Origin of the sequence: Halopseudomonas oceani (assembly GCF_963677335.1) — a bacterium.
Lineage (GTDB): Bacteria > Pseudomonadota > Gammaproteobacteria > Pseudomonadales > Pseudomonadaceae > Halopseudomonas > Halopseudomonas oceani.
Window position 1 is genome coordinate 2,626,682 of record NZ_OY781932.1, and the last position, 19,010, is coordinate 2,645,691.

General features: G+C 59.2%; 16 protein-coding genes. 8 read left to right on the plus strand and 8 right to left on the minus strand.

Features of this window, described 5'->3' with window-relative positions; translation table 11 throughout:
* Window positions 1-65: 65 nt before the first annotated feature.
* The 3 genes from ACKPCU_RS12360 to ACKPCU_RS12370 all read right to left on the minus strand — a co-directional run bounded on the left by ACKPCU_RS12360 (window position 66) and on the right by ACKPCU_RS12370 (window position 3,196).
* Complete coding sequence (locus ACKPCU_RS12360) at window positions 66-1,526, minus strand: aminotransferase-like domain-containing protein (protein ID WP_321347076.1); 1,461 nt, start codon at window positions 1,524-1,526, stop codon at window positions 66-68.
* A gap of 137 nt (window positions 1,527-1,663) precedes the next feature.
* Window positions 1,664-2,527, minus strand: coding sequence for a substrate-binding periplasmic protein (locus tag ACKPCU_RS12365; RefSeq protein ID WP_321347078.1), 864 nt, complete (start codon window positions 2,525-2,527; stop codon window positions 1,664-1,666).
* Window positions 2,528-2,596: 69 nt separating this feature from the next.
* A complete protein-coding gene (locus ACKPCU_RS12370; protein ID WP_321351830.1) occupies window positions 2,597-3,196 on the minus strand; it encodes a MiaE family protein in 600 nt (199 codons plus the stop codon).
* A gap of 160 nt (window positions 3,197-3,356) precedes the next feature.
* On the opposite strand from ACKPCU_RS12370, the gene ACKPCU_RS12375 reads away from it, so the two are divergent.
* Complete coding sequence (locus ACKPCU_RS12375) at window positions 3,357-4,217, plus strand: universal stress protein (protein WP_104738325.1); 861 nt, start codon at window positions 3,357-3,359, stop codon at window positions 4,215-4,217.
* Window positions 4,218-4,228: 11 nt separating this feature from the next.
* On the opposite strand, the gene ACKPCU_RS12380 is transcribed toward ACKPCU_RS12375, so the two are convergent.
* Window positions 4,229-4,681: a DUF1289 domain-containing protein gene (locus ACKPCU_RS12380; protein WP_321347080.1), complete on the minus strand. Its 453-nt coding sequence runs from the start codon at window positions 4,679-4,681 to the stop codon at window positions 4,229-4,231.
* A gap of 363 nt (window positions 4,682-5,044) precedes the next feature.
* Between ACKPCU_RS12380 and acnB the strand changes: the two genes are divergently transcribed.
* Window positions 5,045-7,639, plus strand: coding sequence for a bifunctional aconitate hydratase 2/2-methylisocitrate dehydratase (gene acnB, locus ACKPCU_RS12385; RefSeq protein ID WP_321351832.1), 2,595 nt, complete (start codon window positions 5,045-5,047; stop codon window positions 7,637-7,639).
* Between the two features lie 69 nt (window positions 7,640-7,708).
* Here the strand turns inward: acnB and ACKPCU_RS12390 are convergent, their stop codons facing one another.
* Window positions 7,709-8,317: a TetR/AcrR family transcriptional regulator gene (locus tag ACKPCU_RS12390; RefSeq protein ID WP_321347082.1), complete on the minus strand. Its 609-nt coding sequence runs from the start codon at window positions 8,315-8,317 to the stop codon at window positions 7,709-7,711.
* Window positions 8,318-8,400: 83 nt separating this feature from the next.
* Between ACKPCU_RS12390 and ACKPCU_RS12395 the strand changes: the two genes are divergently transcribed.
* From ACKPCU_RS12395 to ACKPCU_RS12410, 4 genes are all read left to right on the plus strand, one after another.
* Window positions 8,401-9,873, plus strand: coding sequence for a flavin-containing monooxygenase (locus ACKPCU_RS12395; RefSeq protein ID WP_321347084.1), 1,473 nt, complete (start codon window positions 8,401-8,403; stop codon window positions 9,871-9,873).
* Between the two features lie 17 nt (window positions 9,874-9,890).
* Window positions 9,891-10,706 carry an SDR family NAD(P)-dependent oxidoreductase gene (locus tag ACKPCU_RS12400; protein WP_104738330.1) on the plus strand — a complete coding sequence of 272 codons (816 nt, stop codon included), beginning with the start codon at window positions 9,891-9,893 and terminating at the stop codon, window positions 10,704-10,706.
* Window positions 10,707-10,734: 28 nt separating this feature from the next.
* Window positions 10,735-11,688, plus strand: a complete 954-nt coding sequence (locus tag ACKPCU_RS12405; protein ID WP_104738331.1) for an alpha/beta fold hydrolase — start codon at window positions 10,735-10,737, stop codon at window positions 11,686-11,688.
* 126 nt (window positions 11,689-11,814) lie between these two features.
* Entirely contained in the window at window positions 11,815-12,033 is a 219-nt protein-coding gene (locus ACKPCU_RS12410) for a YgdI/YgdR family lipoprotein (protein ID WP_104738332.1), read from the plus strand.
* A gap of 81 nt (window positions 12,034-12,114) precedes the next feature.
* Here the strand turns inward: ACKPCU_RS12410 and ACKPCU_RS12415 are convergent, their stop codons facing one another.
* The 3 genes from ACKPCU_RS12415 to ACKPCU_RS12425 form a co-directional block, all read right to left on the minus strand.
* The gene (locus tag ACKPCU_RS12415) at window positions 12,115-14,553 is read right to left on the minus strand and encodes a TonB-dependent siderophore receptor (RefSeq protein ID WP_321347089.1); all 2,439 of its coding nucleotides are present in this window, start codon (window positions 14,551-14,553) and stop codon (window positions 12,115-12,117) included.
* An 88-nt stretch (window positions 14,554-14,641) separates the two neighbouring features.
* Window positions 14,642-15,637 (minus strand): FecR domain-containing protein, encoded by a 996-nt coding sequence (locus ACKPCU_RS12420; protein ID WP_321347091.1) that lies wholly within the window; start codon window positions 15,635-15,637, stop codon window positions 14,642-14,644.
* Entirely contained in the window at window positions 15,616-16,125 is a 510-nt protein-coding gene (locus ACKPCU_RS12425) for a sigma-70 family RNA polymerase sigma factor (protein WP_321347093.1), read from the minus strand. The genes ACKPCU_RS12420 and ACKPCU_RS12425 overlap by 22 nt, the downstream gene beginning before the upstream one ends.
* A 196-nt stretch (window positions 16,126-16,321) precedes the next feature.
* On the opposite strand from ACKPCU_RS12425, the gene rimO reads away from it, so the two are divergent.
* Both rimO and ACKPCU_RS12435 read left to right on the plus strand, forming a co-directional pair.
* The gene (gene rimO, locus ACKPCU_RS12430; protein WP_104738336.1) at window positions 16,322-17,653 is read left to right on the plus strand and encodes a 30S ribosomal protein S12 methylthiotransferase RimO; all 1,332 of its coding nucleotides are present in this window, start codon (window positions 16,322-16,324) and stop codon (window positions 17,651-17,653) included.
* Between the two features lie 84 nt (window positions 17,654-17,737).
* Window positions 17,738-19,009 carry an APC family permease gene (locus tag ACKPCU_RS12435; protein WP_321347097.1) on the plus strand — a complete coding sequence of 424 codons (1,272 nt, stop codon included), beginning with the start codon at window positions 17,738-17,740 and terminating at the stop codon, window positions 19,007-19,009.
* Window position 19,010: the final 1 nt, after the last annotated feature.

Here is a 19,010-nt window from a genome sequence, read left to right on the forward strand (position 1 = left end):
CAGGCAGTAAAAAGGCCTGCTTATGCAGGCCTTTTTACATTAGAAAACGCTCGTAACACTATAAATCAAATAGATATTTCCTCTGCCACGACCGCGTCGCGCGCGGTCTCCATTATCAGTTGCCTAGCCAGAACCCCTAAGGTCATCACTGCCTGTTCAGTTGCCCTGTTCCAGGGAATACCGCAGTTCAAACGCAAGCAGTGATTGAACTGGTCCGAGTTACTGAACACCACACCCGGTGCAATACTGATGTCGTGCTCCATCGCCCGGTTGAACAGCGTCAGCGTATCTACCCCACCCGGTAAGCTCAGCCAGAGAATAAAGCCCCCTTTAGGGCGCGTGATCTGGGTTCCTTCGGGAAAATACTGCTGAATCGCCAGTTGGAACTGACTTAGATTGGTGCAGTATTCCTGGCGAATATGCCGCAGATGCCGGTCGTAACCACCGTTTTCCAGATAGGCGGCAACAGCCATCTGACTAACACTGCAGGCAGACAGCGTGGTAAAGGTCTGCAACTGCTCTATCGCTTGCTGATAGCGGCGCGTAACCAGCCACCCGGTGCGCACGCCGGGTGAAATGGTCTTGGAAAAGCTGGAGCAATAGATCACGGTATCCGAGCAGTCGAACGCCTTAAGCGCCTTGGACTGGCCGTCATCGAACATCAGCTCGCCGTAGATATCGTCTTCAATGATCGTCAACTGACGCTGGGCCATCATCGCCACCAGCTTGCGTTGGCGCGCTTCGGGCATCGTGGCTCCCATCGGATTACCGGCGCGCGCCGTCAGCACCAGCGCCTTGATCGGCCATTTATTCAGTGCACGTTGCAAGGCTTCCAGACTGAGACCGCTGTCAGGGTCAGTCGGAATCTCGACCACTTTCAGGTCCAGCAGTTGGCAAAGCTGCACCAGCCCGTAATAGCTAGGGGACTCGGTCGCAATCAGATCACCAGGCCGGGTCACTGCGCGTAACGACAGCTGCAGTGCTTCAACGCAGCCGTTGGTGATCACTACGTTGGCCGGATCGACCATCGCTCCGGCATCACGCATACGTATCGCAACCTGCCGCCTGAGTGGCTCGTAGCCGGGGCTGAAGGTGTAGCTGAAAGCCTGCTGGCTATGAAAGCGAGTGACCTTGCTCATCTGCTGATGCAGAGCACGCAACGGTAGGTAATCGCTGGAGGGCACCGCCGCGCCTAGCGGTATTACGCCTTCGCGCCGGGCCTGTGAAAGGATCTCGGTAATGATGCTGCTGCGGGTAACCGCGTACGGCGCCTCAACTTTGGCTATCTGCGGGGTTGGCGCAGTCAGTGCCGGCGTTTGGTGGACGTAATAGCCGGATTGCGGACGCGCGTGGATCAGGCCCTGATCCTCCAGGGTCGCATAGGCTTGTAGCACCGTGGCGTGGCTGACGCCTTTCTGAGTGCTCAGTTTGCGAACAGAGGGAACGCGCTCGCCGGGGCGATAGACCCCTTTCTGTATGTCTTCCGCCAGCTGTCGTGCAATTTTCTGATAGAGCAGACTGGTCATGCTGGCGTCCTCCGGCGGGCTTTAACGGGAGCCTAAGAGTAACCTGTGTGACTAAATCCGTAACAGCTACAGATATAGCACAGTTGACCGGTACAGATTCGCCGCCAGGGATCTGTTAGACCCATGCAGCGTGTTCGCTACTCGGTGACCGGGATCTCCGCAGCCTCGACTGTCGGCTGGAACGGTGCGGCCCAGAGCTGGCGATACTTATCGAGCAGACGACTGGCCTGATTCCGCTGTGCCAGCTCCTGCATACCCAGCGCCAGTGCGGAACGCAGTGCCGGCGAATTGCAGACGGAGTTATGGGAAATTGCCAGGTACAGCGGCGCATTGATGAACGAGCCTTCCAACGTATCCAGTTGCGCATCAACGCCCAGTTGCTGCGCCAGAGCCAGCCCCTGGTAGCGCTCGAGCACGACATAGTCCAGTTGGCCTTTGAGTAGCTTGCGCAGTGCGGACTCGCCGCTGCTCAGTCGCTGCAGTTGCAGGTGATCAGCGGCGTAGGTGTCAAATGACAACCCGAACCGACTGCCCTGCTGCGCTGCGCCGCGTTTGCCCTGCAAGTCCTGCCAACCGCTGTAGGGAAAAGCTGCCCCGCGTCGGACAAAGAACACGCTCGGCACATCCATGATTGGCGGGTACACGAAATCGAGTGAGCGCAACCGCTCCCGCGACAGAAAAACGCCGGCCATTACGTCGACCTGACCCGCCTCTACTGCCTCAAGTGCCTTTTCACGGGAGCCAAGGCCGAGCAGTTCGACTGCGATACCGGAGTCCTTCAGCGCCAACTGCAACATCTCGACAGCCACGCCCGTCAGCTTTTCATCCCCTTCTGGAGCCCAGATCAGGGGTGGGTAGTCCGGGTTACCGGTGACCACGATGCGTTCGCAACTGTTTTCTACCGCTGCCTGGGCAAGCCCGCTTGCCAGCAAGGCGGCCAGACCGCAAGCGTGTATCACTGAGGAAAGGCAGGTAATGCGAGGTGCCGCTGACTTGAACATATCAATCCCTTGCTGTGAAACCAGAAAGACCTGACTGGAGACTCGCCTTGGAGCGCCAGAGTTCAGTCCTCAGGCTGCAACCCCGCTGTGGAATCGGAAGTCAGCATCATCCGCCAGAATAGCCTCGCGCTCAACGTCGGCAAAGCGTGCGACATGCTCATCAATGGGACCATCTGCGTAGCTCTTGGCCAGCCGCAGATAGTCCTGATAGTGGCGCGCTTCTGACTTGAGCAGCGAACGATAGAAGTCACCCAGCTCTTCATCCAGGTGCGGAGCGAGCTTAGCAAAACGCTCGCATGAGCGCGCTTCGATGAACGCCCCGACAATCAGGGTGTCGATCAGGCGACCAGGCTCGGTGGTACGGACGTGCTGGCGCAGCCGCTGGGCGTAGTGACTGGCCGACAGGCCACGATAGCTAATTCCCCGCTTGGCCATGATCGCTGTAACCTGTTCGAAGTGGCGCAGCTCCTCGCGGGCCAGGCGCGACATCTTCTGCAGCAGATCGGGCTTGTCGACATAGCGGAACATCAGCATCAAGGCGGTAGATGCGGCCTTTTTCTCGCAATTGGCGTGATCTATCAGCAGTATGTCCGGGTGAGCCAGCGCCTGCTCAATCCAGGCATCAGGCGTTCGGCAGGGCAGAAATGCAAGTAGTTCATCGGGCAGCATGGGGTCCGTCACAGGTCGACTCTTAACGCGACGCAGTATACCCGCTCTGGGTCGCCATCAGCAGCCCGAATAGACCTGGATCAACACAAGCCGGGCAAAAAACAGCTACATTTAGTATAACGGTCACATACGTTAAAAAAATCAAGACAGGGAGAACCGCATGCAAGCCGTCAAGCGCATTCTAGTAGTTATCGACCCAACCCAACAGGAACAGGTTGCACTGACCCGTGCCAGCCTTATTGCGGGCTTTATTGAATGCGAACTGCACCTTCTGGTGTGTGAGGACCGCCAGGATTACAGCGATCTGCTGGCGCGCCTGCGGGTGGAGCAGGATGCCAAGGGCGTTCGCTGCAGTGTCACTCAGGACTGGCACAACAACCTCACTGACACCATCTGCCGAGCGGTTACCCGTGAGGGCTGCGATCTGGTAGTCAAGCAGCATCGTCCGGACAACCCGTTGCGCAAGGCGTTGCTTACCCCCGATGACTGGAAGCTGCTGCGTTACTGCCCAGCTCCAGTGCTGATGGTTAAGAATGGCGACAGTTGGATGAAAGGCAACATACTGGCGGCCGTTGACGTGGGCAATCACGACGATCAGCACCACGTACTGCACGACACCATTGTCAGTCATGCTGCAGACATCGCCGAAATGGTTGGTGGTCAGCTGCATCTGGTCAGTGCGCACCCGGCGCCCATGCTCTCGTCCGCTGATCCCGATTACCAGTTGAAAGAACGCATCGCCGCTGACTACCTGGAAAAGGCCGGACAGTACACTGCGCAGTACGGCATCGATTCGGCGCACCTGCATATCGCTGAAGGCCCGGCTGACTTCCTGATTCCGCAGGTTGCTGGCCAGCTAGGTGCCAGTGTCACCGTCATCGGCACCATCGCTCGCAAGGGCATCGCTGGCGCTCTGATCGGCAACACTGCTGAGGTTGTGCTGGATCAGCTCAACAGTGACATTCTGGTACTCAAGCCGGAGGACACGCTGGCTCACCTTGAGGCACTGCTGGAGAAGTAAGTAGAGTCTGTCTACGCGACCGGCGGCATTCGCCGGTCGTAATAGGCTTGGGAAAGCGCAAAGAAGGCTTGATCCACGTCATCCCGCAACTGACGGGTTGGCATGCCAACCCACTCCCCTCTCAGCCTGATACCCGCAGCACCCAACGGTTCGTCGCCAAGTCGGGCAAGCAGCCGCAACACCTTCATGCCCAGCGGCATAGCGGCATCGACAGCTACCTTGTAATGCTCAAGCGCCCGGTTCAGCTCCACCGCTGAAACCAGTTCCACCCGAGCCATAATCACCTGCTCAATCAATTGCTCCAGTCGCTGCCAGACGGCCGCCCGGGCATGGGTATCGTAGCGGTTCCAGTCAACAATCTCGTGACTGAAACGCTTGCAGCCACGACAGACCTGATCCCCGTAAACCGTGGAGCACAAGCCCACACAGGGCGTTTTACTGGAATAGGTTGGACGATCCACCATACTAACAACCCGCCTGCGCATGAAACGCGCATGATAAACGACACGCCGTGACAGGCACAGCCATGTGACTCAACCGGGATACAACTGCGTGGCAACTTAACTTTGTGCGTTGCATCCTGTAGAATCAGCCCGCCGTTAGGGCTGTGTTTCAGGCGTTCGCCCGCAACCCGTTACGTATCTGCCACCAGTTACCCAGGTTGCCCCCCACCAATACGGGCAGACGTTTGTAACAGTCTTATTTGTCGGCACACTTTAGGGAAGCACTGAATAACTCCCTTGGCCAAGATGCTTATTCAGTGCTTCCCGGGGTCCGAGAGGATGACCGTTCCACTTCGGTGGAACAGACTGATGAGGGTAATAACTGTGCTTGAAGCCTATCGCAAACACGTTGAAGAGCGCGCCGCTCAGGGCATCGTGCCCCAGCCGCTAAACGCCGAACAAACTGCTGGTCTGGTAGACCTGCTGAAAAACCCGCCGGCTGGTGAAGAAGCGTTTCTGCTTGACCTGCTGACCAACCGCGTCCCGCCGGGCGTTGACGAAGCCGCCTACGTCAAGGCCGGTTTCCTCTCCGCTATCGCCAAGGGCGAAGCCACATCTCCGCTGCTGACTAAAGAGCGCGCTGTTGAGCTGCTGGGCACCATGCAGGGCGGCTACAACATCGCCACTCTGGTTGAGCTGCTGGATGACGCCGCACTGGCCGCTACTGCCGCGGAACAACTCAAGCACACCCTACTGATGTTTGACGCATTCCACGATGTTGCCGAGAAGGCCAAGGCCGGCAACGCCTACGCTAAGGCAGTCCTGCAGTCCTGGGCTGACGGCGAATGGTTCGTCAACAAGCCAGCTGTTGCTGAGAAGATTTCTCTGACCGTTTTCAAGGTTCCTGGCGAAACCAACACCGACGACCTGTCTCCGGCACCTGACGCTTGGTCCCGCCCGGATATCCCGCTGCACGCTCTGGCAATGCTGAAAATGGCACGTGACGGCATCGAGCCGGTCGAGCCAGGTGCTGTTGGCCCGCTCAAGCAGATCGAAGAAGTTAAAGCCAAGGGCTTCCCGGTCGCCTACGTTGGCGATGTGGTGGGTACCGGTTCTTCCCGCAAGTCCGCCACCAACTCCGTTCTGTGGTTCTTCGGCGATGACATCCCGAACGTTCCGAACAAGCGTGCAGGCGGTTTCTGCTTCGGCTCCAAGATTGCCCCGATCTTCTACAACACCATGGAAGACGCTGGCGCCCTGCCGATCGAATTTGATTGCACCGACCTGAACATGGGCGACGTTATCGACGTTTACCCCTACGAAGGCAAGGTCTGCAAGCACGGCACTGACGACGTCATCACCACCTTTGAGCTGAAGACTCAGGTGCTGCTGGACGAAGTACGCGCTGGCGGCCGTATCCCGCTGATCATCGGTCGCGGTCTGACCGAGAAGGCCCGCACTGAGCTGGGTCTGGGTACTTCCGACCTGTTCCGCAAACCGGAACAACCGGCAGACACTGGCAAGGGTTACACCCTGGCTCAGAAAATGGTGGGCAAGGCCTGCGGCGTGGAGGGTATTCGCCCCGGTACCTATTGCGAACCGAAAATGACTACCGTTGGTTCTCAGGACACCACCGGCCCGATGACCCGTGACGAGCTGAAAGACCTGGCGTGCCTGGGCTTCTCGGCTGATCTGGTCATGCAGTCTTTCTGCCACACTGCGGCGTATCCGAAACCGATCGACGTGACCACTCACCACACCCTGCCCGACTTCATCCACAACCGTGGTGGTGTTGCGCTGCGTCCGGGTGACGGCATCATCCACAGCTGGCTGAACCGCATGCTGCTGCCCGATACCGTTGGTACCGGTGGTGACTCGCACACCCGCTTCCCGATGGGCATCTCCTTCCCGGCCGGTTCCGGCCTGGTCGCCTTCGCAGCCGCCACCGGCGTCATGCCGCTGGACATGCCGGAATCCGTTCTGGTTCGCTTCAAGGGCGAGATGCAACCTGGCATCACCCTGCGTGACCTGGTTCATGCCATCCCCTACTACGCTATTCAGCAAGGTCTGCTGACCGTCGAGAAGAAAGGCAAGAAGAACATCTTCTCCGGCCGCATTCTCGAGATCGAAGGCCTGGATCACCTGACTGCCGAACAGGCATTCGAGCTGTCCGATGCGTCCGCCGAGCGTTCCGCTGCCGGCTGTACCATCAAGCTGAGCGAAGAGTCGGTTGCCGAGTACCTGAAGTCCAACATCGTCCTGCTGCGCTGGATGATCGCCAACGGCTACCAGGATCCGCGTACGCTGGAGCGTCGTGCTCAGGCGATGGAAGAATGGCTGGCCAATCCGAACCTGATGGCTGCCGATGCTGACGCCGAGTACGCTGCCGTGATCGAAATCGATCTGGCTGACGTCAAGGAGCCGGTACTCTGTGCGCCGAACGACCCGGACGATGCCCGCCTGCTGTCCTCCGTACAGGGCGAGAAGATCGACGAAGTCTTCATCGGCTCGTGCATGACCAACATCGGTCACTTCCGCGCTGCGGGCAAGCTGCTCGAGAAGAATAAGGGCGCTCTGCCGACTCGTCTGTGGCTGGCTCCGCCGACCAAGATGGATCAGTACCAGCTGACCGAAGAAGGCTACTACGGCATCTACGGTAAAGCGGGCGCGCGTATGGAAATGCCGGGTTGCTCGCTGTGCATGGGTAACCAGGCACGCGTTGCGGCGAAGTCCACCGTTGTCTCCACCTCCACACGGAACTTCCCGAACCGTTTGGGTGATGGCGCTGACGTGTACCTTGCCTCTGCCGAGCTGGCATCGGTTGCGTCCATCCTGGGCCGCCTGCCGACTGTTGAAGAGTACATGGGCTACGCTGCTGATCTGAACAGCATGGCAGCCGATGTCTATCGCTACATGAACTTCAACGAAATTGAGTCCTACCAGAAAGCCGCTGCGTCCATCCCGGTCGCACAGGTCTGATAGCTGACCCGAAAAAAGCCCCGCATTAGCGGGGCTTTTTTTTGCTTGAAATCCCTGTCAGCGCCGGGCCTAGGCAAGCAACGACAGTCCCAATTTCAGCGCTGTTTCGGTCACTGCCTCAACCGGTTGGGCATACCCGGAGGCCATCCAGTACAGCGCAATGTGAATTACCCCACCCAGGATTCCAGCCTGCAGCATTTCGTCAAAATGCTCACCAGGATGTGCCAGTGCCCGAGTCATGTCTTCACTGCTGGCTTTCAGCGCCTGATCGATCGCCTCGTCTACCGCCGGGCTGATGCCGCGAATATCAATGAACAACAGACGCGCGAGCTTGGGGTTGTCACGCAGAAAGCTGAAATAGGCGTGCAGCATCGCCCGGCTTCGGGCCATTCGATCTTCACCGGCTGCCTGCGCTGCGGCCATATTGAACTCTCGTACCTGACGAGCTGCCTGCTCGTAACAGGCAATCAGCAACTCATCACTGTGCCCGAATGATTCGTAGAAGTAACGCTGGGTCAGGCCCGCAGCATCGCATACCTGCTTGACGCCGGAGTGACGGTACCCAAACTCACCATAGACCTGGGTCGCAGCGTCGATAAGTTGCTGACGTCGCAACGCCCTGCGCTCCTCGGTAGAGGAACCACGATAACGACGTTTGACGGTAGTAGCTGTATTCATGCAGTGAATTCTGACAATAGGGATTGCCAAAGCATATATGACAATCTAGATTGTCACCACTACCCACGTGACGGGACACCACAATGACACAAGAACAACAAGCATTTGAACCTGTACCACTGGATGTACTGATCATCGGCGCGGGGCTATCCGGCATAGGCGCGGCCCATGCGCTCAGCGCTCAGTGCCCAGACAAGCGTTATCTGATTCTTGAGCGCCGCCAGGCCATCGGGGGAACTTGGGACCTGTTTCGCTATCCTGGCATCCGCTCCGATTCGGACATGTACACCCTAAGCTACAGCTACAAGCCCTGGACCAACCGCAAGTCTATCGCTGACGGACCTGACATCAAGCGCTACATCGAAGAGATCGCCGAAGACTCAGGTGCAATTCACAACATACGATTCCAGCGCCGCGTGGTCTCTGCAAACTGGTCCAGCGAGCGAGCACGGTGGGAGGTTGTCGCCGTTACTACCGACGCGTCCGGTCAGGAGCAGGAAGAACATTACCAGGCCCGCTTCCTGTTCTCCTGTTCGGGCTACTACAGCTACGACGAAGGTTACCGGCCGCAATTCCCCAACGAAAATGCATTCAAGGGGCAGATTATTCACCCGCAGTTCTGGCCGGAAAACCTCGACTACAGCGGTAAGCGGGTGATCGTTATTGGTAGCGGCGCGACAGCGGTTACGCTGGTTCCGGCAATGGCCAAAACGGCCGCTCACGTCACCATGCTCCAGCGCACCCCCAGTTATGTGGTAACGCGCCCGCAGCGCGACGGTATCGCCCAGACGTTGCAAAAATGGATGCCATTACAGGCTGCTCACTCGCTGACCCGCTGGAAGAACGTGTTTTTGACCCAATTCTTTTATCGCGTCGCCCGCAACCGTCCCGAGCAGTTCAAAGAACGCGTGCTACACATGGTCAAGACCCAGATTGGCGATGTCGATATGAAGCACTTCACCCCTGACTACAAGCCATGGGATCAGCGCGTCTGCGCGGTGCCGGATGGCGACCTGTTCCGCGATGTGCGGGCCGGCCGTGCCAGTGTCGTGACCGATACCATCGATAGCTTTACCGAAACCGGCATTCGTCTGAGCTCCGGCGAGGAGCTTGAGGCCGACATCGTCGTGACGGCAACCGGTCTCAAGGTGAATGCACTGGGTGATGTGACCGTCTCGGTTGATGGCGCTCCCATGCTGTTCAACGAGCGCATGTCCTATAAGGGCATGATGCTCAGTGATGTGCCGAATATGATCGTCACCTTCGGCTATACCAATGCGTCCTGGACCCTGAAAGCCGAATTGACGGCCAACTATGCTTGCCGTCTGCTGCGCTACATGGACAAGCATAACTACCGCGAGGCCGTGGTACGCCGCGATGCGTCGGTGCAGGAGCAGCCGTTCCTTGACTTCACCTCCGGCTATGTTCAGCGCGCTGCCAACGTGCTGCCGAAACAGGGAGATCGTGCGCCGTGGCAACTGCACCAGAACTACCTGAAGGACAAGTTCACCATCCAGTACGGCCGTATCGATGACGGCGTAATGCAGTTTCAATAATAAGGAAAACGAACGAAATGCAGACCAAAGATCGTGTAGCGGTGCTCACCGGAGCCGGCAGCGGCATCGGCCGTGCGCTGGCCAATGCTCTGGCACGCAGTGGTTGTAACCTGGCGCTGGCGGACCTTAATCAGGACTCATTGGCCGAAACGGCAACGCAAGCGCGGGCGATGGGCGTTCGCGTAAGCGAGCATCCGCTCGACGTCTCGGACCGTGCAGCTGTTGCGGCCTTGCCAGCCGCAGTCATTGCCGAGCACGGCAGTGTGGACCTGCTGATCAACAACGCGGGGGTTGCTCTGGGGGGCAACTTCGACCAGGTCAGCGTCGAGAACTTCGACTGGCTGATGTCAATCAACTTCGACGCGGTTGTCACCATGTGCCGGGCATTCCTGCCGCTACTGAAACAGCGACCAGAGGCCCGTATCGTCAATGTTTCGAGCCTGTTTGGGCTGATCACCCCAGCGGGCCAGACCGCTTACTGCGCGAGCAAGTTTGCGGTCCGTGGTTTCTCCAACGCGCTGCGCCTTGAACTGCTCGACAGCAACGTAGGCGTGACCGTGGTTCACCCTGGCGGCGTTGCGACCTCCATTGCCACCAGCGCACGTTCACCCGAAACTGTCAGCGAGGCCGAAAAGCAGCAGAAGCTGGACAGAGCCAACCGCCTTCTGCGCATGCCGCCGCCCAAGGCTGCCCAGATCATCCTCAAGGGTATTGAGCGTGACAAGGCACGTGTGCTGGTCGGCAACGACGCCCGTATCCTGTCCTGGCTGGAACGGCTGATGCCCGTCAACTACTGGCGTTTGCTGGCGGGGCTGGCCACCAAAGACGCATAAGCACTCACCTGACGCAAAGGATCTCAACGTGAACTATCTGTTCAGTTTTCTGCTGATTGCACTGCTGCTGGGTATTGCCGGGCTGTACCTGTATACCCTGTTCATCGCCAAGCGGGTCGAGTTGGGCCTGCCGCCTGAAGGCAGCTTCGTTACCGTGATGGGTAATCGTATTCACTATATCGAGCAGGGCAGTGGGCCGGATACCATTCTGCTGATTCACGGCCTGAGCGGGGTCGCCCAGAACTTCGGTTATGGTGTGATTGATGCGCTGGCTAAAACGCATCGAGTGGTCGCCATTGATCGCCCTGGCAGCGGCTATTCAGAGCGCCCTGCCCGCTCCTCTGCCTCTCTTGCAGTGCAGGCGGATGTGGTTGCAGGTGTCATTGATGCGCTGCAACTCGGCAAGCCGCTGCTGGTTGGCCACTCGCTGGGAGGTGCAGTCTCTCTGGCTACCGCACTGCGTCATCCAGACAAGGTCCGCGGACTGGCGCTGGTCGCGCCGTTAACCCACATGCCGAGCAAGATTTCCGACGCCTTCAACGGCTTTGCCATTCGCCAACCGTGGTTGCGCACACTGGTCGGCTGGACGCTCGCCGTTCCCATGTCGATTCGTAAGCGCGAGCAGATCATGGATATCGTGTTTGGGCCGGAAACGGTGCCGGCGGACTTCCCGATGCGCGGCGGCGGCTTCCTGGGCCTGCGTCCAAGCCACTTTATCGCAGCCTCGACAGACATGAACGCATTGGAGGCTGTGTTGCCGTTGATGCAGCTGCGCTATGACGATCTACAACTGCCGATTGGCGTGCTGTATGGGCGTCAGGATCGTATTCTCGACCCGGCCGAGCAGGGCCAGGCACTGGCTGATCGTTTGTCGGTTGTTGAGTTGGAACTTGTCGACGGTGGTCACATGCTGCCGGTTACCCAACCGGAAATCACGATCGACTTCATCTTGCGCCAACTTCAGCGTCAACAGGCGGCCTGATCAAAAAGGGGCGTTCAGGCGCCCCTTCTCGTGCCGTGACCCAAGTCACAGGTTCCCGGGTCAGTCTGAACCCCTCCCGCCCTCCCCAGTCACATCTACTGTGTTTACTGAAGGAGGAAAGCCCCAATGAAACACTGGAAAGTCGCCACGCTAGGTATTCTCGGCCTGTTCATTCTTGCCGGCTGTGGCAATGACTACCTGGTACGCACCAGCGATGGCCAGGTTATGGAAGCGGAAGACAAACCCCAGATTGACGAAGAAACCGGCATGATCGAGTTTGAGGACGCGACCGATCGTGACCGGCAGATGAAGCAGGAAGACGTCGAAGAGATCATCGAGCGCTGAGTACATACTTCGGCCAGCAAAAAGGGCTGCATGGCAGCCCTTTTTTGTGCCTGCACAGCAGGCAATTGACCGCGGCTTGCATTACCACCGATAGCTGAGCGATGCGGTTACGTTACGCCCTTCGCCCCAATAGCAGCTCATCGCTGAGATACAGGTCGATATGTACTCCCGGTCGGTCAGGTTGTTGGCGCTGAGCTGCAACGATACCCCCGGCTCACCTGTCAGCGCGCGCAAATCATAGCTGACGGCCGCATCGAACAGGGTCACCGCATCACTTTTGTAGTTGTTTGCAGTCTCGCCGTAGGAGGCCCCTAGGTAGCGCGCCCCCGCCCCCATGCCCAATCCTCTAAACAGCCCGTCCTGCAGGCGGTAATCCAGCCACAGACTGCCCTGCCGTTTCGGCACGAACGGCTGCTGATTGCCCTCGATGGCTGCGTTCCCGTCGCGGGTGATCTCGCTGTCTGTCCAGGCCCAGGAAGCGATTGCCTGCATCCCTTGGGTGACTTCCATCTTGCCTTCCAGCTCGATGCCCTGGATCTCCACCTCTCCTGTTTGTGAGCGCTGGTTGGTCACCAGGTCACGGGTAAGCACATCCTGTTGCGTCAAACGATAGGCAGACAGGGTAAACAGACTCCGGCTACCGACGGGCTGGTAGCGCAGGCCCAGCTCATATTGCTCGCCCTCAGTCGGCTTTAGCGCCTCTCCGTCGTCGCCGGTACCGGCTGTCGGAGCGAATGACCGGGTGTAGCCAACGTAAGGTGCCAGGCCATTATCAAAGCTGTAAACCAGTCCGGCTCGACCACTGAACGCTTCATCATCCTGCTTGACGCTGGTTCGGGTTCCACCCAGGTAGTCAGTCACGTCGTTATCAGCCTTGGCGACATCGTATCGTCCGGCGAGCTGAACGCTCCAGGCGTGCCATTGGATTTCGTCCTGCAGATAGAGCCCAACCTGATAACGGTCCTGGTCCCGCCTGGTGGTCAAGGGTGGTTCTATCGCGTCCCCTGTATATTGCAGTGTCGTCAGGTCGATAGGGCTGACGCTCAGACCGCTGAAATGTTCATCATAGCGGCCCTCCTCACGCTGGTAGTCGAGACCGAGCAGCAGGCGGTGTTCAACGTCGCCGAGCTGCACCGCCGCCATTGCCTGGTTGTCAATCGTCAGAGCGCGGCTCTGCTCCGGAAACGCCCAGGCGTAACGAACCAGACTGTTGCCTGACAGCATGTAGCCCTGAACGCGTCGGGTGTCGGTATCCACATCGCTCAGTCGCAGATTCTGGCGCAGGGTCCAGGTGTCGTTGAGCTGATGCTCCAACTCATAACCGAGCAAGAACTGTTCGTTCACGAAGTGATCATAGCCGGGCTCGCCGATAAAGGTATCCGGCCCAAGCTTGCCCCAGCCGGCGCCGCCATACAGCGTACCCAGAGCAGGCAGCGCCGGTGGCGCGCCACCACCGTCAGCATCAATCTTTTGATAATGTGCAAGCAGCGTCAGGCGCGTACTGTCGCTGACCTGCCACATGAGCGACGGAGCGAGCAACGTCCGCTTCTCACCGACATGGTCCACTTGGGAATCCGCTTCCCGGCCGAGGCCAACAACGCGATAGGCAACAGAGCCCTGCTCGTTCACGTCACCCCCCAGGTCAAACGCCAGCTCGCGATGATTATGGCTACCATACTGCAGCCGCAGTTCGTTGTCGGCTCCGGTTCCTGGACGCTTGCTGATCATATTGAGCAGGCCGCCCGGCAGGCTTTGGCCGTACAGCACCGAAGCCGGCCCTTTCAGCACTTCAACGCGTTCCAGCAGGTAAGGATCAATACGCGGCTGCGCATAGCCCAGCACGCCGTAGGGCAGGCGCAGTCCGTCCATGAACCGGCCCGGATTGAAACCACGGACCGACAGCCAGTCGTGGCGCATATCGGTATTACCGTACTGGCTGACGACCCCCGGAGTGTATTGCAAAGCCTGGGTGACATCCCCTGCCCCGCGTGCCTCGATTTCCTCTCGAGTAACGACGTTCACGGCCTGGGCATTCTGCAGAATGCTTGTGCCTGTCTTCGAGGCCGTAGCGCTGTTTTCGGCCACAATGCTAGCGGCGGGCAACAGCGGGTTCTGCCCCGAGCGCTCGGCGGTCACCTCCAGTACCCTCAGCATTGTGCTGTCAGCGCTGACGGGCTGGATCAGGTACACACCACCACCCAGATCCTTTGCGTAAAGTCCGCTACCTTCCAGCAACCGAGCAAATCCGGCACCGACGCTGAAGTCACCAACCAGCGCTGGAGCGCGCAATGCGCCAATCTGTGTGGCGCTAAACTGAACGCTTACGCCTGCCTGCCTGGCGAAGTCAGTCAGCGCTGCGCTGAGACTGCCAGCAACAAGCTCATAGTGCCGGGTCGGTGCGACCGATGGATCGGCCAGTGCCGTTCCCGGAACCAACGCACCGAGGGTGATGGCCAGTGCCAGCGGCGCGATGCGCACGGGTGCCGCTACTACTGCGCTGGCGTTAAAGCGTGTATTCATTCAGGGACTCCTTGAAAGCGATCTGTGCTGTAGTCCCTGTTAAAGACACGCGAGTTAAAAAAAGGGGACAACTCGCGGATGAGACAGCCTAGGCAGAGGCTACCGATACCCAGTAACGGGTACGGTAAATTACTCTGACCGGAAGGCTATGCGGCAAGCTGGCCAATACCTGATCGGTGGCGTCCAACTGAAATGCCCCGCTGACCGGCAAGCCGGCGATGCTTTCCTCGCAGCGCAGAAGCCCTGGACGGTATCGCCCCAACTCAGCGATGAAGTGCCCAAGCGGCAGGCTATCGGCAATCAGCAGCCCTTCTGACCAGTCAGCACCATGCGGATCGACGGGTTGAGGCATGGCAGCATCCACGCTGTTGAAGCGCAATTGCTGACCAGCCTGGATCAGCGCGCGGCGCTCGCTGCCGCGCGGCTCAATTTCGACCGCGCCGTCAAATACCTGAACCAGCGTGCTTTCGCGCTGCTGCCGCACAACGAAGCGCGTACCCAGCGCGCGGACACTGCCATGACGTGTTGTGACCCGCAGCGGACGCGACTGGCCAGCCGCCTGCAGCGGATCCGCACCACTGTCGACCAGCACTTCACCACGGTGCAGGCGAATAAGGCGCTGCAGCCGGTTAAAGCGAACATCCAGCGCGGTATCGGTGTTCAGCGTCAGTTCACTACCATCGTTGAGCGTGATCAAGCGCTGCTCACCAGTGCGCGTGCTGTAATCTGCCCGCCATTCACGCCACGGCAGAGCCTGATAGCCTGCCACGCCTGCCGGCAAGACAGTCATCAGCAGCACCAGCGACTTGATAGCGCGGCGACGCGACAACTCAGTGCGCTCTCCCAGCACGGCCATCCCCAACTGCGGCGGTAGCAAGCCAAACTTGTCGTTAACCTGCTGCGCACGACGCCAGGCCTGCTCGTGCTGCTCGCTGCGGGCGCGCCATTGCGCGAGCTCGGCAACCAGTTGCTGGTCATGCGGCGTGTCGTGCCAGCGAACAAGCCATTGCGCCGCTTCACGGATTACGGCACGGTCTTGCGATTCGCGTGGTTGGCCAGAAATCAGGGGGTCAGCAGTATGCATTGCTCGTAGGCCTCCGCCATGTCACGTTTGATGGTACGCACGCTCACGCCGAGCTTTGTGGCGATCTGAGCGTAAGTCAGCCCTTCCAGCTGGGCCAATAGAAATACTCGGCGCGCCCGTGCAGGCAGGCCGTCCAGCAAGGCGTCAATTTCGTGCAGTGTCTGCAGCATCACCGCCTGAACTTCCGGTGACGGAACCTGCGGCTCCGGCAGGCTTGCAAGCGTCTGCAACCAGGCTTGCTCAAGAGCGCGACGACGTAGATGATTGGACAGCAGACGCCCGGCGACTGTGCGCAAAAACGCCCGTGGTTCCTGTATTGAATCCCGGGGCGCACGCTCCCGTGCCGTCAACACTCTCAGGAAGGTGTCCTGAGCGAGGTCGGACGCATCGTGCAAACAGCCAATACGCTGACGCAGCCAACCCACCAGCCAGCGATTGTGCTCTGCGTAAAGTGCTCCGCACTCGCTCCTTGCCTGCTCTCCTGCCACAATAACGCTCCCGACGGCATTAATGAGAATAATTCTCATTGTAGAGTGGCGAGTCGCTAGATGCAACGCCTTCCATGCAGTCCGTCGGCGCAGTGCAACTCGTCGCTTCGCAATGCTGGCAGTGCAGCTGAGGCGGGGATAAAATGCGCGGTTTCCAACGAATGGCAGTCCATGCCACCGCTCCGTGAGGTCCCTGATGTCCACCCCGTCCAACGCGCCCAAAGTTGGCTTCGTCTCCCTCGGCTGTCCCAAGGCACTGGTTGACTCCGAACGCATTCTGACCCAGCTGCGCACCGAAGGTTATCAGGTGGTTCCCACCTACGAAGATGCCGACGTGGTGGTCGTTAATACCTGTGGTTTTATCGATACCGCCAAAGCCGAGTCGCTGGACGCTATTGGCGAGGCCATCGCCGAGAACGGCCGGGTGATCGTCACCGGTTGCATGGGCGTTGAAGAAACCGCAATCCGCGACGTACACCCAAGCGTGCTTGCCGTAACAGGTCCGCAACAGTATGAACAGGTAGTCAGCGCGGTGCATGAGGTGGTTCCTCCGAAACAGGATCACAACCCGCTGATCGACCTGGTACCGCCGCAAGGCGTCAAGCTGACGCCCCGCCACTACGCTTACCTGAAAATTTCCGAAGGCTGCAATCACAGCTGCAGCTTCTGCATCATCCCGTCGATGCGCGGCAAACTGGTCAGCCGTCCGGTTGGTGAAGTACTCAGCGAAGCCGAGCGTCTGGCCAAGGCCGGTGTTAAGGAAGTGCTGGTTATCTCCCAGGACACCAGCGCCTACGGCGTCGACATCAAGTACCGCACCGGCTTCTGGAACGGCCGCCCGGTTAAATCACGCATGACCGAGATGTGCGAAGCGCTCAGTGAACTGGGCGTATGGGTACGCCTGCACTACGTCTACCCGTATCCGCATGTGGATGAGCTGATCCCGCTAATGGCCGAGGGCAAGATCCTGCCGTATCTGGATATCCCCTTCCAGCACGCCAGTCCCAAAGTGCTCAAAGCGATGAAGCGCCCTGCATTTGAAGACAAGACCCTTGCGCGCATCAAGCAGTGGCGCGAAATTTGCCCCGAGCTGACCATCCGCTCGACCTTTATTGTCGGTTTCCCGGGCGAAACCGAAGAGGATTTCCAGTACCTGCTCGATTGGCTGACCGAAGCCCAGCTCGACCGCGTTGGCTGCTTCAAGTACTCGCCCGTCGACGGTGCACCCGCCAACGACCTGGGCCTGGAGCCCGTACCGGAAGACGTGCAGCAGGATCGTTGGGAGCGCTTCATGGCGCACCAGCAAGCGATCTCCACTGCGCGCTTGCAGCAAAAGATTGGCAAGACCATTCAGGTGATCATCGACGAAGTAGACGACGAAGGCCCGATTGGTCGCTCGATGGCGGACGCGCCGGAAATCGACGGCAACGTCTATCTCGATACCGACGAAGATCTGAAGCCGGGAGACATCGTCACCGTTGTTGTCACCGACGCCGACGAGTACGACCTCTGGGCGCAGCTGGCCTGAACCCACGCTAAACGGTCATCGCGCCTCAGCCGGTGACCGCTTCCCCCCCCTGCTTTCCCTTGCGATACCGACACGGAGCCCGTCATGAGCGCGACACCCAGCAAGCTAGGTTTTAACGCGACCTGGGCAATGGCCGTTGGCGGCATGATCGGCGGCGGTATCTTCTCCACACTGGGCGTTGTAGTCGGCATCGCCGGCGCGCTCGCCTGGCTTAGCTTCGTGGCTGCGGGAGTGATCGCTCTTGCAGCCGGTTACAGCTACGTCAAGTTGGCGGCGCATTACAACCGTGGTGGAGGCGCCTTTACCTTCCTGCTCGCGATCAACCAGCGCAACTTTGCCGGTACCCTGGCATGGGTTCTGATCGTCGGCTACGTACTGACCAACGCGGTGTACGCTGTTACCTTCGGTGAGTATCTCGGCCATGTGATCGGACTTGGGCCTTGGGTGCCGAGGGTTACCGGCATCGCCATCATTGCCCTGTTCATTTTGCTGAACCTGCGTGGCGTTGGGGTTGCTGGCGGCGTGGAAATACTGCTGGTCTGGTTCAAGGTCATCGCCCTGCTCGGCCTTGCCAGTTGGGGCCTGATTCACTGGGACCCGCCGGCGTTATCGCGCGGCGTACCGGAGGCAAACCTGCTTGCTGCGCTGTTCGGTGCAGCCTCGGTGTTCATGGCATACGAGGGCTTTCAGCTACTCACGTACGATTACGAGGACATCGATAACCCCAAGCGCACACTGCCGCTAGCGGTGTTGTCGGCTATTGTCGTCGTCATATTGATCTATGTGACAGTGGCCCTTGGCACCACCATGTTGATCGGTGCCGATCAGGTGATTGCGCATAAAGAGGTTGCACTGGCCATCGCTGGAGAAAAGGCTTTTGGTACGGTTGGGCTGGTACTGGTTACCATCGCAGCGGCATTCTCGACCGGCTCGGCCATCAATGCCACGCTGTTTGCAACAGCGCGGCTCGCCCACCGGGTAGCGACCGATGGTGAGTTGCCTGCCGCAGTAGACCACCACAACCGCTTAGGCGTGCCGGACCGAGCCGTCGTCGGCCTGGGCATCATTGCCGCGGTACTGGTCGCTACAGGATCGCTGATCGCGCTGGTCGAAGCGGCCAGCCTGACCTTCCTGTTTACCTTTGCCGTGGTCTGTACACTGGCCTTTCGCCTCGGCGCGGGCCACCGCCTGATCACCGGCTTTGGCGCCCTGGCCGGCGCACTAGCCTGTATCGCGCTGGTGGTTCAACTGCTGCAAAGCGACCCGCTGGCTCTGGTCTTTCTCGGCGTGCTGGTGGTCATCGCGCTGTTCGGGCGCCCGCTGCTGCTGCGCAAGCTGGGCACCCGTCAGCCGTAGC

Bases quoted from the DNA above. Each gene is read 5' to 3' on its own strand.
- ACKPCU_RS12395 (WP_321347084.1), top strand. From the start codon at position 8,401: ATGACACAAGAACAACAAGCATTTGAACCTGTACCACTGGATGTACTG.
- rimO (WP_104738336.1), top strand. From the start codon at position 16,322: ATGTCCACCCCGTCCAACGCGCCCAAAGTTGGCTTCGTCTCCCTCGGC.
- ACKPCU_RS12415 (WP_321347089.1), bottom strand. From the start codon at position 14,553: ATGAATACACGCTTTAACGCCAGCGCAGTAGTAGCGGCACCCGTGCGC.
- ACKPCU_RS12380 (WP_321347080.1), bottom strand. From the start codon at position 4,681: ATGGTGGATCGTCCAACCTATTCCAGTAAAACGCCCTGTGTGGGCTTG.
- ACKPCU_RS12435 (WP_321347097.1), top strand. From the start codon at position 17,738: ATGAGCGCGACACCCAGCAAGCTAGGTTTTAACGCGACCTGGGCAATG.
- ACKPCU_RS12390 (WP_321347082.1), bottom strand. From the start codon at position 8,317: ATGAATACAGCTACTACCGTCAAACGTCGTTATCGTGGTTCCTCTACC.
- ACKPCU_RS12410 (WP_104738332.1), top strand. From the start codon at position 11,815: ATGAAACACTGGAAAGTCGCCACGCTAGGTATTCTCGGCCTGTTCATT.
- ACKPCU_RS12420 (WP_321347091.1), bottom strand. From the start codon at position 15,637: ATGCATACTGCTGACCCCCTGATTTCTGGCCAACCACGCGAATCGCAA.
- ACKPCU_RS12400 (WP_104738330.1), top strand. From the start codon at position 9,891: ATGCAGACCAAAGATCGTGTAGCGGTGCTCACCGGAGCCGGCAGCGGC.
- ACKPCU_RS12360 (WP_321347076.1), bottom strand. From the start codon at position 1,526: ATGACCAGTCTGCTCTATCAGAAAATTGCACGACAGCTGGCGGAAGAC.
- ACKPCU_RS12375 (WP_104738325.1), top strand. From the start codon at position 3,357: ATGCAAGCCGTCAAGCGCATTCTAGTAGTTATCGACCCAACCCAACAG.
- ACKPCU_RS12365 (WP_321347078.1), bottom strand. From the start codon at position 2,527: ATGTTCAAGTCAGCGGCACCTCGCATTACCTGCCTTTCCTCAGTGATA.
- ACKPCU_RS12370 (WP_321351830.1), bottom strand. From the start codon at position 3,196: ATGCTGCCCGATGAACTACTTGCATTTCTGCCCTGCCGAACGCCTGAT.